Annotated in this window: 15 protein-coding genes; 7 read left to right on the top strand and 8 right to left on the bottom strand. The window is 61.9% G+C overall.

The genetic code is table 11. From position 1 onward, the window contains the following. Positions 1 to 5: 5 nt before the first annotated feature. From NKH50_RS27640 to NKH50_RS27615, 6 genes are all read right to left on the bottom strand, one after another. Positions 6 to 1310 (bottom strand): DUF6638 family protein, encoded by a 1305-nt coding sequence (locus NKH50_RS27640; protein ID WP_352882308.1) that lies wholly within the window; start codon positions 1308 to 1310, stop codon positions 6 to 8. Positions 1311 to 1508: 198 nt separating this feature from the next. Beyond that, complete coding sequence (locus NKH50_RS27635) at positions 1509 to 3419, bottom strand: AAA family ATPase (RefSeq protein WP_352882305.1); 1911 nt, start codon at positions 3417 to 3419, stop codon at positions 1509 to 1511. Between the two features lie 24 nt (positions 3420 to 3443). Beyond that, positions 3444 to 4589 (bottom strand): hypothetical protein, encoded by a 1146-nt coding sequence (locus NKH50_RS27630; RefSeq protein WP_352509802.1) that lies wholly within the window; start codon positions 4587 to 4589, stop codon positions 3444 to 3446. 35 nt (positions 4590 to 4624) lie between these two features. Beyond that, on the bottom strand, positions 4625 to 5713 hold the full coding sequence (locus NKH50_RS27625) for a hypothetical protein (RefSeq protein ID WP_352478015.1): 1089 nt from the start codon (positions 5711 to 5713) through the stop codon (positions 4625 to 4627). A 122-nt stretch (positions 5714 to 5835) separates the two neighbouring features. Further along, positions 5836 to 6225: a c-type cytochrome gene (locus NKH50_RS27620; protein ID WP_352702956.1), complete on the bottom strand. Its 390-nt coding sequence runs from the start codon at positions 6223 to 6225 to the stop codon at positions 5836 to 5838. A 126-nt stretch (positions 6226 to 6351) separates the two neighbouring features. Next, positions 6352 to 6963: a thymidine kinase gene (locus NKH50_RS27615; RefSeq protein ID WP_352882302.1), complete on the bottom strand. Its 612-nt coding sequence runs from the start codon at positions 6961 to 6963 to the stop codon at positions 6352 to 6354. On the opposite strand from NKH50_RS27615, the gene NKH50_RS27610 reads away from it, so the two are divergent. The 4 genes from NKH50_RS27610 (at position 6943) to choV (ending at position 10287) form a co-directional block, all read left to right on the top strand. Continuing rightward, a complete protein-coding gene (locus NKH50_RS27610) occupies positions 6943 to 7185 on the top strand; it encodes a hypothetical protein (RefSeq protein WP_352882300.1) in 243 nt (80 codons plus the stop codon). The genes NKH50_RS27615 and NKH50_RS27610 overlap by 21 nt on opposite strands. A 15-nt stretch (positions 7186 to 7200) precedes the next feature. Next, positions 7201 to 8136: a choline ABC transporter substrate-binding protein gene (locus NKH50_RS27605; protein WP_352646626.1), complete on the top strand. Its 936-nt coding sequence runs from the start codon at positions 7201 to 7203 to the stop codon at positions 8134 to 8136. 118 nt (positions 8137 to 8254) lie between these two features. Then, a complete protein-coding gene (gene choW / locus NKH50_RS27600; RefSeq protein ID WP_352646625.1) occupies positions 8255 to 9109 on the top strand; it encodes a choline ABC transporter permease subunit in 855 nt (284 codons plus the stop codon). Next, positions 9106 to 10287: a choline ABC transporter ATP-binding protein gene (choV, locus tag NKH50_RS27595; RefSeq protein ID WP_352646623.1), complete on the top strand. Its 1182-nt coding sequence runs from the start codon at positions 9106 to 9108 to the stop codon at positions 10285 to 10287. Before choW ends, choV begins: the two co-directional genes overlap by 4 nt. 71 nt (positions 10288 to 10358) lie before the next feature. On the opposite strand, the gene NKH50_RS27590 is transcribed toward choV, so the two are convergent. Together NKH50_RS27590 and NKH50_RS27585 are read right to left on the bottom strand one after the other, a co-directional pair. Beyond that, positions 10359 to 11768: an ATP-binding protein gene (locus tag NKH50_RS27590; protein ID WP_352509806.1), complete on the bottom strand. Its 1410-nt coding sequence runs from the start codon at positions 11766 to 11768 to the stop codon at positions 10359 to 10361. Continuing rightward, on the bottom strand, positions 11765 to 12481 hold the full coding sequence (locus NKH50_RS27585) for a response regulator (protein WP_352509808.1): 717 nt from the start codon (positions 12479 to 12481) through the stop codon (positions 11765 to 11767). The genes NKH50_RS27590 and NKH50_RS27585 overlap by 4 nt, the downstream gene beginning before the upstream one ends. Positions 12482 to 12717: 236 nt before the next feature. Here NKH50_RS27585 and NKH50_RS27580 point away from each other — a divergent pair, with 236 nt between their 5' ends. From NKH50_RS27580 to clpS, 3 genes are all read left to right on the top strand, one after another. Further along, positions 12718 to 13062: a hypothetical protein gene (locus NKH50_RS27580; RefSeq protein ID WP_292665026.1), complete on the top strand. Its 345-nt coding sequence runs from the start codon at positions 12718 to 12720 to the stop codon at positions 13060 to 13062. A gap of 36 nt (positions 13063 to 13098) precedes the next feature. Next, positions 13099 to 13314 (top strand): hypothetical protein, encoded by a 216-nt coding sequence (locus NKH50_RS27575; RefSeq protein ID WP_352450529.1) that lies wholly within the window; start codon positions 13099 to 13101, stop codon positions 13312 to 13314. A 257-nt stretch (positions 13315 to 13571) separates the two neighbouring features. Then, a complete protein-coding gene (gene clpS, locus NKH50_RS27570; protein WP_023679498.1) occupies positions 13572 to 13877 on the top strand; it encodes an ATP-dependent Clp protease adapter ClpS in 306 nt (101 codons plus the stop codon). Positions 13878 to 14111 lie beyond the last annotated feature (234 nt).

The raw sequence follows: 14111 nt of genomic DNA, 5'->3' as shown, positions 1-14111 counted from the left end.
CCCCCTCAGTCAGTCAAGCCGTAGAGGCGTGTGCGAAACGCCACCTTGTCCTTCAAATATGTGGTTTTCAGAACGTCCACAACATGCGATCGCCAGGCGTCGCTGAAGCCGTCATAATCCCTGTAGAAGCCCGGCTTGTTGAAGACGTAACGCGAGACGAAGTCCTGCGGCACGAAGTCCGAGATCAGCTGGTTGGTCAGCCAGGCGTCGGGATGGTCCGGCTTGGCGCGGATGACCAGGAAGCGCTGCTGCGGGAACACATCCTCGATCTTGAGATGGCCGAGCTGGGCGATCTCGCGCTTGGCGGCGTTGAGGAAGGGAAAATTGCCGTCCCTGGTGATCAGATCGGCATGGCCGTGGATCCAGGTCTGCAGCCAGACCTTGTCGACATCGGTCAGATTGCGGTCGGGCTCGGCGTCGCGGATCAGTGCGCGCACCACCATTTCGGCGCGATGCTCGAGATAGCCGGAGGTTTCGATCCATGAGGCGCGCGGCAGCTCGATGCGGCCGGTCGAGGCGAGGAACTTGAACACCTTGTCGGCATCGTGGATCGAAAGGTAACTCACCTGCCACGGCCGCGAGCGGCGGAAACCGGGCGCTGCCGGGTTGCTGATCACCGTCGTCACGTCGGGATCGACGAACACATAGAGCCCGCCGAAATGGCTGGTCCAATAGGCATTGTGACGGAAGATCACCTGGTCCGGCACCAGCGCATTCTCGCGGATGTCGCCGCAGATCTTCGCCAGCTCGACCATGTGGGCCAGCATGGCGTTGTCGCGCCAGGCATCCGGCTCCTGCTTCAGCCGGTCGACCAGCTTGCCGAGTTCGGCGGCCTTACCGAGCACATCCTCGGCCGAGAGCACCTTGAATTCGACCTGGTTGATCGACAGCAGGTCCTCGATGTCGTCGACCTTGGGGACCGAATCCTCGATCTCGCCGTAGATGACGTCCTTGATCGTCAGCGCATCGATGGCGCGCTGGTTCTTCGACATGAATTCGTACATCAGCAGCGAGGTGTTGGAGAATGCCGTGTGCACCACCGGCAGGTCGATCTGCGACGGCGTCAGGATGATGAAGCGGCGGTTGACCTCGTTCGGATCGAGGTAGCTGTAGTCGCCGCATTCCTCGGCGACCTGCGGCGAGAAGCCGGTGCGATCGATCTCGAAGCTTTTCAACTTGGTCGGCTTCAAGCCGAACGCGATCATCGCCTTGTTATAGCGCTGGATGAGATGCGGCTCGTCGATCGTCAGCAGCCGGCCGTAGATCAGCTCGTTGTCGCGCAACAGATCGGGCTTCTTGGCGGGACTCATGCTTTCTTCTTCCCGTTCACGGGGAGAAGGTGTCCGAACGGCGGATGAGGAGCGCGAACGCTCCTTCTTCCCTTGTGGGAGAAGGTGGCCGAGCGAAGCTCGGTCGGATGAGGCGTGTTCCAGCTTGACGAATACCCCTCATCCGTCGCCTTCGGCGACACCTTCTCCCACAAGGGGAGAAGGGGGCGTCGGCGCATCTCACGCATTCGACAGCCCCTTCTTCTTCATCTCCTCGATCTCGCGGACGGCACGCTCCCGCAGCCGAGTATCGCGGATCATCTTGCTCACCGCGGCATCGTCGGACTTGTCGGAATAACGGAATTCGGAATCCGCATAGCGATTGATCTCCTGCATGACCATGTCCATCGAGAATGGCCCGCGCAGTTCCTCGATCATGGCTTTCTTGTCGTCGTAACTCTTGTGCATGAAGGCTTCCGGCTTTTCGAACCACTCGTCGGGCAATTCGATGTCCATGGCGCGCATCTTGATCGCGTCGGTGACGTTCTTGATGGCGCGGCCGGTAAAGCGCGGTTCGGCATCCTTGATCATGTGCAGATAAGTCCCGATGTCGGCCATCGTCTTCGGTGCGCCGTTCTCCTTCATATAGCGCTCGTAGACCTTCATCAGCCCGTCTTCGTGCGGCTTTTCATGCTCCTCATAGGCTTCCATCACCGCGCGCTGGATCTCTTGCGCCGCATAGAGCTTGTGATCGCCGAGCGGGATCTTGTGGTTCTTGCCGGCGAGCAGAACGAAAATGTCGATGTAGTCGTCGCGGCTCTGCGGGCCATCGACCAGCCAGCGCGCGCCGGCGCGCTGGCGCAATGCGTCGTCGACGTTCTCGGGATAGTTGGAAAACATGCCGAACGAGCAATTGCCGCGCACCACGGTGCCGGCACCCCCGAACGCGTCCATAAGCACACCGGTGATTTCCTGCTGGCCGGCAGAGGCACGGTCGTCTGAGCGGCGTGCGGCGACCTGGTCGATATCGTCGATTGTGCCGAAGCCGATGACGCGCGGGTTCAGCACATTGTTGATGAACTGGCGGCAGTTCTGGCCCGACTTGCCCTGGTAGGACGAGATCTGGTCGACGCCGAAATTCTCGTAAGCAAAGGGATAGCCGGCGACCTGGCAGTAGCCGTTGACGAGACCGGCGATCATCTGGATCAGCGTCGTCTTGCCGGTGCCGGGCGCGCCGTCCCCGATGAAGGTGAACAGGAAGCCGCCGAGCTCGACAAACGGGTTCAACTCGCGCTCGAAGTCGTAGGCCATCAGCATCTTGGCGAGCTTGACCGACTGGTATTTGGCGATGTGGTTGCCGACGACCTCCTCCGGCTTCTTGAAGGTCATGACCAACGGTTTTGCCCGCTTGCCCGGCGCGACGTCGAAACCATCGAGCGTGAAATCGTCGACGTCGATGCGGATATGCGCGTTCTCGAACGGGCCGATGCCGTCGAAGCGGCCTTTTCGCGCCAAAAGCCCATCGATGGCAATGCGGGCAAAGGCGCGCGCCCGGGTCATCAGGTCGGCGTCGTCCTTCGCGCCGGATATCGCCCTGTCGAGGCCGGCCACGATCGATTTCACCGCGTCCTGGGGCGTGTCGAACAGAAGGTCCGGCTCGGGCGTGTCGTTCGGCGCCTCGCCGTCGCTATCGATCAGCTGGAACAGATAGGAGGCGAAGCTGAAGGCGGAAATATAGGCCGAAGCCGACAGCAGCTTTTTGAATGTGGCGGCCTCGTCGCCTTCGAGCGGCGCGCGGGCGTTTTTCGCCTGCAGGCTTTCGAGGTCAGAGCCTTCGGCGAAGACATCGGATATTGCCAACGCAATGGCCAGCCCACGCCGGGCGCGAAACAGCAGCATGTGCTGCGGGATGGTCAGCAGCTGGTCGTCGGGATGGACGGCAGCGACGGTTTTGGCGAGCTCGACCTCGCGCGTGCGGCGAACCGAGCCCACCGAAACGGTCGAGACGAAGCGGCGGTTGGTGCCGGCAAGCGCGGTACCGGATTCGCGCGATGGGTCCTCCAGCACGACGATGCGGGTGATGAAACTTTGCGCAGTGGCGCGGTGCTTTTCGATTGCCGCTTCCGGGATGGTGGTCAGACCGGTGTCCATGGAGGATACTCCGCGATTTGATGGTCAGACGTCGCTGATGACCTGCCCTTTGGACAGGATATGGACCTTGTAGCCCGAAAAGATCTTCTGCGCCTCGCCGGCGGCGTAAAGCGACTGATAGGCCTCATGCGGAATCAGCGCGTGGTTCTCGTAGCTCGACACGCCCTGGCGTGCGGCCTCGAGATCGTCGGTGTTGATGAAGAATTCCTGCGTCGTCTTCTCGCTCGAAAACAGCCCCTTGCGGCCGGGCTTCTCGGCCTTGGAAAAGACCTCCTGGATAGTCCAGGTCAGCAGCCAGGCGTTTTCCGGCTTGCGCACTTTGGCCAGCACTTCGTTCACCGTCGAATTGTTGTCGGTAATGCCGGCAGAATAGAACGGGCCGAGCACGACGCGGCGCAGCTGCTTGGGATGCAGCGTCTCGAAATCCTTGTCGAGGTTGACCGCGATCGTCGCCGGCGACAGCGTGTAGGCGGAATTCTTCTCGGTGAAATCGTCGAAACGGTGGGCGAGTTCGGGATTGAGCAAGCCGTCGACCGGCAGCGGAATGTCGACCCTCTCATTAAGCTTGCCGCTGCTATCGACCAGCTGCCGGATCATGTCGTCGGAGGAATCCTCGACCGTCGCCATGTAGACCAGCGGCAGGTTGGCGCTGCCGTCGAAGCAGGCCCAGTGGACCAGATAATAGGGCCGCAGCGTCTTCGGGTTGACCGAAACCTTGGCCGTCTGGGCGAGCGTGAACGGGCCGAAGGTGGTCCCGCTCTTGACGTCTTCGAGGTAAAGCCGCTCGGCCATCGACTTCTGCAACGCTTCGGGAAATTCCTTGTGGCGCAGAATGAAGTCGGCCATTTCCTCGCGCAGCTCGCTGGCCGAAGGGATGACGGCGAGACGGCTGTCGGCCTGGAGGCGGTCGTTTTCCAGTTCGAGCAGGTTCTGGAAAACCGGAAAACCGCTTTCGGCGCGCGAGATGCGGAACGTCTCGGTGAAACCCAGCCGGTTGCGCCAGCACGAGAACGACTTTTCGAGCCGCGCAATATATTCGGCGACGACCTTGGCGACGATGCCGTGCCGATAGAGCGGCGAGCGATCGTCGCGCATGAACACTTCGAGGCCGCCAAGTGCAGCCGCGATCGCCGAGAAATAGCGCGCCGCGGCTTCGTTTTCGGGGGTCATGCTGCCAGCCCTTGGGAGCAGTGCACGTGCAGCAATTACGACTGCACGTAATTTGCCGAATTGTGCTTCTTCATCACATCGTCGAAGCGGCGGGCGAAGGCGTCGTCGGCGAGCTTCTTGCGGCGCTGGATGTCGGCGGTGGCGACCATGTTCTTCTCGTGCATTTCAAGCAGATCGCCGATGTGCTTTTGCGAGGCGGCACCAATGCCGGCCATGGTCTCCTCGGCGGTGTTGTCGACCTGGCTGCCCAGCGTGTTGATCTTATGGGCGACATCCTGCTGGGCGGCGGTCTTCAGCGAATCTTCCAGGGCCTTGTACAGCACGATGCGCTGCTCGGTATCGATGGTCAGCTTGTTGATCAGCGTCGATTGCGCCGCGATCTGATTGTTGAGCGAATCGACGAAGGTCTGGAACATCGAGGTGTAGCGCTCCAGCGTCTGGCTCTCGGCCAGCAATTCCTGCTCCTTGGCCTGCTTTTCGTTGTATTCCGTGGCCAGTTTCGAGCGTTCGCCTTCAAGCTGCGTGCGCTCCTTCTGGCTGGTCGAGGCGGCGATCTTGTTCTCGATGTCGAGCAGCATCGGGTTGAGTTCCTCGATGCGCTTCTGCACGGTCTCGAGATTGGACATGGTTGTCTTGCGGCGCTCGATCACCTGCGACAGGCTGGCCTCGGAGGTCTTGTAGCGCGTGTCGAGAACCTGCTTCTGCGCCTTGAGGATGCCGACGATGGTGTCGGATTTCGCCAACAGCTCCTGCAAATTGCCGGCCAGCGACATGTTGCGGACGCGGTCGGTGCGCATGCGCTGTTTGCGCTGGCTGGAGAAGACGCCGACGAAATTCTCCCAGCCGGTGTAGTTCTTCATGCTCTCGAATTCGGCGCCGAAGACGTTGGTGGCGTCCTCCAGGCCGATGATCAGGTCGGCGATATTGCCTTCCATCACCTTCTGCTGCTTCAGCACGTCCTCGATGCGGGCATTCTCGATGTCGAAATTGGCGTCGCCGATCTTCTTGTCGGCGGTGGCGAGCGTGTCGAGCACGCTACCGGACTGCTCGATCTTGGTGCGCATGTCCTCTACGACCTGCTTGGTCTTGGCAATCTCGGCATCGAAATTCTGCAATGTCGCCATTGGGGCCTCCCGCTTCGGCATCGGTTTTCGTGTCGCGAACCGCCGTGACTATATGTACCGGGTTTGGCGAATGAAAGACGGAAGACGGGCGACACCAGGAAACGAGGCAACTGGGGTCACGCTCAGGGCTTGGGATCAGCCTTGAGGTAGGCGATGACATTGGCGATGTCCTCGTCGCTGGTCAGGCCGGAGAAGGCCATTTTATTGCCGGGGACCTTCTGCCGCGGCGCGCGCAGGTATTCGGCAAGGCTTATTTCGTCCCAGACCAGGCCGGCGGCGCCGGCGTCCTTCATCCCCTGCGAGTAGCGGCTGAGATAACTGTCCGCGGTGCCGGCGGTGCGTCCGACGACACCCAGCAGATGCGGGCCGACCTTGTCGCGTTCGCTCGTTGCCTCGTGACAGGCCATGCATCTGTTGAAGACCTTCTTGCCGAGAGCGGCATCGCCGTCGGCATGCGCGGCAAGAGCTCCGACGATGAGGAAAGCAGTTGCAGACGAAATGGCTCGAAGCATGGGAACTCCCCGACGGCTCTGGCTGAGAGGTTTTGAAAATAGGAAGCAAGCCTTAACAAGCGCCGCACGATGACGCGATCGCGGAACGAATGTCGGCTGGGCGGACGGATGGACGCAACGCGCTGGTCAGGTTTTGATGAAGCCGATGAAATCGTCGGGCATGGCGCGGCCCGTTTCCTCTTCCCAATGGCGGCGGCAGAGTGAGACATAGACGTCCTTGCCGATCGCCACCTGTTCACCCTGTTTCGCCACCTTGCCGTCGGCCCCTAGGCGTACCACCATCGTCGCCTTGCGGCCGCAACGGCAGATGGTGCGCACCTCGCGCAGCTCGTCTGATATCGCCAGCAGGGCGCGCGAGCCGGAAAACAGCTTGCCCTGGAAATCGGTGCGCAGGCCATAGCACATGACCGGAATGTTCAGCCGGTCGGCGATGCGGGCGAGTTGCCAGACCTGATCCTCTTCGAGGAACTGCGCCTCGTCGACAAAGACGCAATGCACCGTGGCGTGGTCATGATGCTCGGCGACCCGGGCAAACAGATCGTCGCCGTCGCGGAACAACTCGGCCTCCGTCTCCAAGCCGATACGCGACGAGATCAGCCCGGTATCGCCCTTGCGGTAGTGGCCGGCGATGAACAGCATCGTCGTCATGCCACGCTCGCGGTAATTGTACGAGGCCTGCAACAGCATCGTCGTCTTGCCGGCATTCATCGTCGCATAATGGAAGTACAGCTTGGCCATGCCGTCCTTTTAAGCCGAGTTGCAACAAAGCGGGGAGGGGGAGCGCCTACATTCCACCGGGAAAAGACGACTTCCATCCGTAAAGCGGCGGGCGTGTCGCCGATCGGCCAGCCTGCGCCGTTGTTCGTGATTGCCTTAGTGCTTGAAACCGCAGCAGAATGGTGTTTGGCTGACGGAACAAAGGTGGAAATAAAACCGCCACTTCGCTTCACCGAGAACTGAAATGGGAGAATTTCTATGTCGCGCATGAGTTCATTCGTCGCCGGTCTCGGCCTGGCGGCTTTTCTATCCACGACTGGGGCCTTCGCCGGTGATGCGGAAAGCTGCAAGACGGTGCGGCTGTCCGATGTCGGCTGGACCGACATCCAGGCGACTACCGGCGTCGCCTCGGTGCTGCTCACGGCGCTCGGTTACGAGCCGCAGGTGATCCAGCTTTCGGTGCCGGTGACCTATGCGTCGCTGAAGAACAAAGACCTCGACGTGTTCCTCGGAAACTGGATGCCGTCGATGACCAACGACATCAAGGACTATACCGCCGAAGGCTCGGTCGAGACCGTCAGCGAAAATCTCAGCGGTGCCGGCTATGGCATCGTCGTTCCGACCTATGTCGCCGATGCCGGTGTCAAGACGCTAACCGATCTCGGCAAGTTCAAGGACAAGTTCGACGGCAAGATCTATGGTATTGAGGCCGGCAATGACGGCAACCGCATTATCCTCGATATGATCAAGGATCCGAAGACCAATCTCGAAGGCTTCGAACTGGTCGAGTCTTCCGAGGCCGGCATGCTCACCCAGGCCGAGCAGTCGATGAAGAACAATGAATGGATCGCCTTCCTCGGCTGGACGCCGCATCCGGTGATGGGCGCCATGAAGATCACCTATCTCGAGGGGATGGGCGACAGCGGCTTCGGCGCCGCCACCGTGCATACCAATGTGCGCAAGGGCTACATGAGCGAATGCCCGAACGCCGGCAAGTTCATCGCCAATCTGAAGTTCAACCTGGACATGGAAGGCGAGATGATGGACGCGATCCTGAAGGGCGCCGACGCCAATACCGCCGCGACCGACTGGCTGAAGAAACACCCTGACGCGATCACCCCCTGGATCGCCGGCGTCACCACCTTCGACGGCGGCGATGCGGCGGCTGGGGTGAAAACGGCGCTCGGAAGCTGACCCGACCATCTGGCATGACGAGACAAGGGGCAGCCACGGTAGAAATGGCTGCCCTTTTTCATATCCTGTGACAAGATGACCGTGCGGCGAAGGACGGCGCCGGCAGAAGAGGGGCTAGATGGATCCGATCTCCAAATTCCTGGTCAGTTACAAGATTCCCATCGGGGCATGGGGGAAGGCGTTTTTCGGCTTTCTCACCGACAATTTCGACACCATCTTCAGGGCTTTTTCCAACACCCTCAACTTCCTGCTCGACGGCATCGTCGACGGGCTGCTGTTGCTGCCGCCGGTTCTGCTGATCGCGCTGATCGCTCTGCTCGCCTATTTCCTGCAGCGCTCGAAAGGCCTGGCTTTGGCGGTATTCATTGGATTGCTGTTCATCCTCAACCAGAACCTGTGGAAGCAGACGGTGGAGACGCTGGTGCTGGTGGTCGCCGCCGCCGCCGTGTCGATGGCCATCGGCGTGCCGCTCGGCATCTGGGCCGCGCACAAGCCGAAGGTGTATCGCGTCATGCTGCCGGTGCTCGACCTGATGCAGACGCTACCGACCTTCGTCTACCTGATCCCGGTGCTGACCCTGTTCGGCCTCGGCAATGCGCCCGGCCTCATCGTCACCATCATCTTCGTCATTCCGACCTCGGTTCGGCTCACCCATCTCGGCGTCACCTCGGTGCCGAAATCGATCGTCGAGGCGGGCGAGGCGTTCGGCGCCACCAAACGCCAGCTGCTGTGGAAGGTCGAGCTGCCTTCGGCGCTGCCGACCATCATGGCCGGCTTGACCCAGTCGATTATGCTGTCGCTGTCGATGGTGGTGTTCGCCGCCCTTATCGGCGCCGGCGGCCTCGGCACCGAGATCAACCGCGCGCTCGGTTCGCGCCGGATCGACCTAGGGCTTGAGGCAGGGCTGGCCATCGTCGTGCTTGCCATCGTGCTCGACCGAATGACGCGCATCGGCGTGGGAGGCAAGAAATGACCGTCGCCGTCGATTTCAGAAATGTCGACATCGTCTTCGGCGCCGACCAGGCAGGCTCGCTGGCGCTGATCGACAGCGGCGCCACCCGCGCCGAGATCCTCGAACAGACCGGCAACGTACTGGGCTGCGCCGGCGCCAGCCTCACCGTGAACGAGGGCGAGATCTCGGTGCTGATGGGGCTTTCCGGCTCCGGCAAATCGACGCTGCTCAGGGCCGTCAACCGGCTGAACGTGGTCTCGCGCGGCCAGGTGCTGGTCAAGGACGGCGACGGCACGGTCGACGTCGTGACCTGCGACGAGGCGACGCTTCGGCGGTTGCGGCAGAAACAGGTGGCAATGGTGTTTCAGCAGTTCGGCCTGCTGCCGTGGCGCACAGTGGAGGAAAATGTCGGCCTCGGCCTCGAGCTCGCCGGCGTGCCTGAAGCCGAGCGCAAGGAGCGGGTGACCAAACAGCTGAAGCTGGTTCATCTCGACCAGTGGTCGAAGAAATACGCGCATGAGCTTTCCGGCGGCATGCAGCAGCGCGTCGGCCTGGCGCGCGCCTTCGCCACCGAGGCGCCGATCCTGCTGATGGACGAGCCGTTCTCGGCACTCGACCCGCTGATCCGGACCAAGCTGCAGGACGAGCTGCTGCAGCTTCAGGCCGAGCTGAAGAAGACCATCATCTTCGTCAGCCACGACCTCGAGGAGGCGCTGAAGATCGGCACCCACATCACTATCATGGAGGGCGGGCGCATCGTGCAGACCGGTGCGCCGGAAGACATCGTGTTGCGGCCCGCCAACGACTATGTCCGCGACTTCATCGCCAATGTGAACCCGCTCTCGGTGTTGACCGCGTGGAACGTCATGCGCGACCGCCGCGACCTCGAACATGGCGAGAACGGCTGGGTGTGGCTCGACCGGCGCAAGACGACGCGCTTCAAGATCGACGAGCATGGGCTGGTGGCGGCGGCCGAGCGCGACGGCAAGCCGGCGGTATGGGTGTCCTGCGCCGATGTCGAGGCACAGCCGGAGGAGACGGCGCAGGTGTTCTGGGCCAATCCCGGCACCTCGCTGAAGACCGTGATGCTGGCCATGCATCGCTCGCAGACCGCACCGGTGGCGCTGTTCGACGACCAGTCGCGCTTCGTCGGCGCCATCGGCGTCAGGGATGTGCTGAGCGCGGTGCTGCGAAGATAATTTTTCTCCTTGGCGAGAACCGAGACCAAACGCCGGCGCGAAGGAACGCCGGCTTAGCCCGATACCGCAAGCTAAACCGCCAGCGGCAATCTCAGTTCCGTCAACAGGCCGCCATCGGGGTGATTGGACAGGATGACCTCGCCGCCGGCGCCGCGGGCGATGTTGCGGGCGATGGTCAGGCCGAGGCCGAGGCCGCCGGTCTGACGGTTGCGCGACTGTTCCAGGCGCACGAACGAGCCGAACACGGCGTCGAGCTCGGCTTGCGGTATGCCCGGCCCTTCGTCATGGATCGCCAGCGTGATTGTCTTGCCTGATTGACGCAGGCTGAGATGCGCCCTCTTGCCATAGGTCACCGCGTTCTGGACGAGGTTGGTGACGCAGCGCCGCAGCGCGACCGGCCGCGCCATGCAGATCAAGCCGCGCGAGCGCCCGTCTTCATTCTCGAAGGAGACCTCGTCGAAGCCGTCGGCGATCGATTCTACCAGCGACCAGAAATCGATCCTCTCGCTCTTCTCCTCGGTCACCTCGAAAGTGGCGAAGTCGATGACCGAGCTGGCAATGCCTTCGATGTCGGCGAGGTCGTGCGCCAGTGCGGCGCGCACGGACGAATTCCTCAGCAGTTCGAGGCGCAGCCGCATCCTGGTCAGCGGCGTGCGCAGGTCGTGCGCCAGTGCGGCCGCAAGATGCTCGCGGTCCTCGACGTAGGCGCGCAGTCTCGCCTGCATGGCATTGACCGCCTTTGCCGCGGTACGCACCTCGCGGCTGCCGCTCTCGGCGATCGGCGGGCTCTTCAGGTCCTCGCCGATCCGCTTCACCGCGGTCTCCATCATCCTGTAGGGCGCCGTCAGCCGGCGCAGCGACCAGATCGAGGAAGCCACCACCAGCCCGGCGATTAAGGCATAGAGCGGCAGGCTATCGAAGCTCAGTATCGGCCCGGCCGGCGTGTTCGGTTCGGTGAAGTTCAGCCACTGGCCGTCGGCAAAGCGAAGCGAAGCCGTCAGCTTGTCGCTCTGGGCGAAATCGGCCGCCAGCACCAGCAGGTCGCGCTCGACCTGGCCGATATCGGGACCGGCGACCGTCCCACCGGGAGCGTCCGCTTCGTGCGTTGCCGGGTCGCGGCGGACCCGTGCATCGGTGATCCCGAACTTCGACAGCCGGCCGACCAATATGTCTTCCAGTTCGGCCAGCTCGTCGTCGCCCGCTATCGACGAGGTGACGGCGGGCGTGTCGGAGACGGTGAGCGCATAGGTGGCATTGAACAGCCCGGAGGCCGTCGCCTTGCGCTGTTCTGGGGTGGCATCATGCATCAGCTGCACCAGCGAGAAGGCGCGGTCGTTCAGCCGATAGAGATCGACGACGTCATTGGCGGCCGCACGGTCGCGCGAAACGATGTAAAGGGTCGCGATCTGGCTGATCAGCAGGCCGGCGATGACGATGAGCAGCACCCAGACCGGCAGCGTTTGCGGCAGGATGCGTCTCATTCGGAGGTCGTCTCAGGCAGGAACTGGTAGCCGCCGCTGCGCACGGTCAGGATCAGCTTCGGCGTTTTCGGGTCGTCCTCCATCTTGCGCCGCAGCCGGCTGACCAGAATGTCGACGCTGCGGTCGAAGCTGTAGCCGCTGTCGCCGCCGGACAGCTCGATCAGCTGCTCGCGGCTCAGTACGCGCTGCGCGCTCTTGACGAAGGTCTGCAGGAGATTGAATTCGGCCATCGTCAGCTCGATCCTGACGTCGCCGGGCGCCATTAGCCGGCGGCGCGAACAGTCCATCGTCCAACCGGCGAAATGGTAGATCTGCCGCGAGGCGGCGCGTCGCGGCTCGGCGGCGCCATTGCGTCTCAAGACGGCACGAATGCGTGCGAGCAGCTCGCGCGGATCGAAGGGTTTCGGCACGTAGTCGTCCGCGCCCATCTCCAGCCCAACCACGCGGTCGGTTGTCTCGGTAACCGCGGTCAGCATGATGATCGGCGTCGAATAATTGGCGCGCAACTCGCGGCAGAGCTCCAGCCCGCTCTTGCCGGGCAGCATGACGTCCAGGACGATCAGGTCGACCTGGGCGCGGCGCAGGACGGTCTCCATCTCGGTGCCGTCGGCGGCGACAGATGTATGCAGCCCTCGCCTCTGGAAGAATTCCTGAAGCAGGTCGCGAATGCCCTTGTCGTCGTCGACGATCAGTATGTGGGGGTCGGATTTCACAGGAAACCTGTCATTTGTGGATCGCCCAAGCGGTGCTTCGGCCGTCAGCCAGACGATAGAATTCAGGCCATAAGTTGGCCAGTGAAGATCGGCGGCCCGATCCGGGCTGCCCAGAAACAATCCAGAAACAAAATTCTACAATCCGGAAAAACTGCCGAAAAAAATCAAGGTCATAAGTGGTGCCGTGGCGGTCAGGTCATCGGCTGCGACACGCGTTACGGGATACGGATAGACCAATGCAAAGGTTCTCGATCAGTCTGATGGGTGCGTTGCTTTCCATTTCGCTCGTCACGGCCGCGGTTGAACAAGCCGATGCAAAACTGGCCGATGCAAAGGTGGCCAATGCAAAGGCGGCCGATGCAAAGGTGGCGACCACCCGCAGCGAGCGTTGCATCGATCTGAACCGCCAGTTTGACGAAGCCCTCGAAACCCATGCCGCGGCAACGCAGGTCACCGCGGCGAAAGCACTTCAAAGAAAGGGAAACCGGTTCTGCGCCAACAAGAAACAGGCACAGGGAATCCGGATGCTCGCGAACGCCTTGAAGCTGCTTGGAGTGACACCGATCGATCCCGTTCAGTGACACTCAATCCGATCTGCACAAAAAGGAAGTGAAGCCATGAAAAAGTCTCTCCTCTCCGCCCTCGGTCTCGCCATCGCGCTGGCCGTCTCGATGCCGGTTCTCGGCGCCAGCAGCGCCAATGCCGCGACCACCACCCCGGCTGCGACGACAACGACGACCGCTGCGCCGGCCAAGGCCGTGAAGAAGGTCGCTGCCAAGAAGACCGTCAAGAAGCACAAGAAGCACGCGGTCAAGGCAGCTCCGAAGGCCTGATCAAGCGACATCTTTCTACCCTATGAGAAGACCGCTCCAGTTGCGATTTGCCTGGAGCGGTCGTCTTTTTTGTTGCGTGCAGACAATACGGGCAGTCCCGGCCCACACCCCCCGTTGAACGCCAGACGGCAGTTCCCACATAGGCACGGATTTTTGAACTGCGTCCGCCGGGAAGCCGCTCGCGCGCGGTTGAATGGACGACCGCTTTTGCCCATGTCAAAATGACCGCAAAGCCGTCGTACTCAATTGCCGGTCCAATGCCTGAAATCACGACAAAACCCCGTACCAGCACGAAGCCGAAAGTCGAACGGCCGAAGCTCTACAAGGTTATCCTGGTCAATGACGATTTCACGCCGCGCGAGTTCGTCGTGACTGTGCTGAAGGCCGAGTTCAAGCTCAGCGAAGACCAGGCGCATAGGATAATGATCACTGCGCACCGGCGCGGCGTCTGCGTCGTCGCCGTCTTCACCAGGGATGTCGCCGAGACCAAGGCGGCGCGGGCAACCGATGCCGGCAAGGCCAAGGGTTATCCGCTGATGTTCACGACGGAGCCGGAGGAGTAGGGCTCCTTTTCCCTTCTCCCCTTGCGGGAGAAGGTGGCCGAGCGAAGCTCGGTCGGATGAGGGGTGTTCCAGGGAACGCCGACGCCTCATTTCTTCCGGCACCCCTCATCCGTCTTGGCGCTTCGCGCCAATCCACCTTCTCCCACAAGGGGCCTGTTGCGTAATTCGCTGATTGTGATTCTCTGAGACGAAGCTCGGAGGGAATCGCGATGGCAGTGAAGCAGATGGGCCAGT

Origin of the sequence: Mesorhizobium sp. M1027, from assembly GCF_040318745.1 — a bacterium.
Classification (GTDB): domain Bacteria; phylum Pseudomonadota; class Alphaproteobacteria; order Rhizobiales; family Rhizobiaceae; genus Mesorhizobium.
This window is presented reverse-complemented; position numbering and strand designations above follow the sequence as displayed.